Source organism: Halomonas sp. CnH100-B (assembly GCF_024124605.1).
In the GTDB taxonomy this organism is placed as follows: Bacteria; Pseudomonadota; Gammaproteobacteria; order Pseudomonadales; family Halomonadaceae; genus Vreelandella.
In genome coordinates this window covers 1-1,621 of the sequence record NZ_JAMXRX010000012.1, presented here as the reverse complement: position 1 = coordinate 1,621, position 1,621 = coordinate 1, and the positions used below count along the sequence as shown (strand labels likewise).

The following is a 1,621-nucleotide window of genomic DNA, read 5'->3' as shown; positions in this document are numbered from 1 at the left end:
TGTGGCCTCGGTCACAGGCAAGAACCGCATTGATCTTAAACTGAAGAGTTTGATCATGGCTCAGATTGAACGCTGGCGGCAGGCCTAACACATGCAAGTCGAGCGGTAACAGATCCAGCTTGCTGGATGCTGACGAGCGGCGGACGGGTGAGTAATGCATAGGAATCTGCCCGATAGTGGGGGATAACCTGGGGAAACCCAGGCTAATACCGCATACGTCCTACGGGAGAAAGGGGGCTTCGGCTCCCGCTATCGGATGAGCCTATGTCGGATTAGCTAGTTGGTGAGGTAAAGGCTCACCAAGGCAACGATCCGTAGCTGGTCTGAGAGGATGATCAGCCACATCGGGACTGAGACACGGCCCGAACTCCTACGGGAGGCAGCAGTGGGGAATATTGGACAATGGGGGCAACCCTGATCCAGCCATGCCGCGTGTGTGAAGAAGGCCCTCGGGTTGTAAAGCACTTTCAGCGAGGAAGAACGCCTAGCGGTTAATACCCGCTAGGAAAGACATCACTCGCAGAAGAAGCACCGGCTAACTCCGTGCCAGCAGCCGCGGTAATACGGAGGGTGCAAGCGTTAATCGGAATTACTGGGCGTAAAGCGCGCGTAGGTGGCTTGATAAGCCGGTTGTGAAAGCCCCGGGCTCAACCTGGGAACGGCATCCGGAACTGTCAAGCTAGAGTGCAGGAGAGGAAGGTAGAATTCCCGGTGTAGCGGTGAAATGCGTAGAGATCGGGAGGAATACCAGTGGCGAAGGCGGCCTTCTGGACTGACACTGACACTGAGGTGCGAAAGCGTGGGTAGCAAACAGGATTAGATACCCTGGTAGTCCACGCCGTAAACGATGTCGACCAGCCGTTGGGTGCCTAGCGCACTTTGTGGCGAAGTTAACGCGATAAGTCGACCGCCTGGGGAGTACGGCCGCAAGGTTAAAACTCAAATGAATTGACGGGGGCCCGCACAAGCGGTGGAGCATGTGGTTTAATTCGATGCAACGCGAAGAACCTTACCTACTCTTGACATCCTGCGAATTCGGTAGAGATACCTTAGTGCCTTCGGGAACGCAGAGACAGGTGCTGCATGGCTGTCGTCAGCTCGTGTTGTGAAATGTTGGGTTAAGTCCCGTAACGAGCGCAACCCTTGTCCTTATTTGCCAGCGCGTAATGGCGGGAACTCTAAGGAGACTGCCGGTGACAAACCGGAGGAAGGTGGGGACGACGTCAAGTCATCATGGCCCTTACGAGTAGGGCTACACACGTGCTACAATGGTCGGTACAAAGGGTTGCGAGCTCGCGAGAGTCAGCCAATCCCGAAAAGCCGATCTCAGTCCGGATCGGAGTCTGCAACTCGACTCCGTGAAGTCGGAATCGCTAGTAATCGTAGATCAGAATGCTACGGTGAATACGTTCCCGGGCCTTGTACACACCGCCCGTCACACCATGGGAGTGGACTGCACCAGAAGTGGTTAGCCTAACGCAAGAGGGCGATCACCACGGTGTGGTTCATGACTGGGGTGAAGTCGTAACAAGGTAGCCGTAGGGGAACCTGCGGCTGGATCACCTCCTTAAACGATGTCTTCCCCTCGCGGTAAGCGCTCACAATGAATTACCTGATCAGA

General features: G+C 55.3%; 1 rRNA gene. It reads left to right on the top strand.

Going from position 1 to position 1,621, the window contains the following annotated elements:
* The first annotated feature begins 37 nt into the window (after positions 1 to 37).
* Positions 38 to 1,570, top strand: a 16S ribosomal RNA gene (locus NH398_RS16690).
* Positions 1,571 to 1,621: the final 51 nt, after the last annotated feature.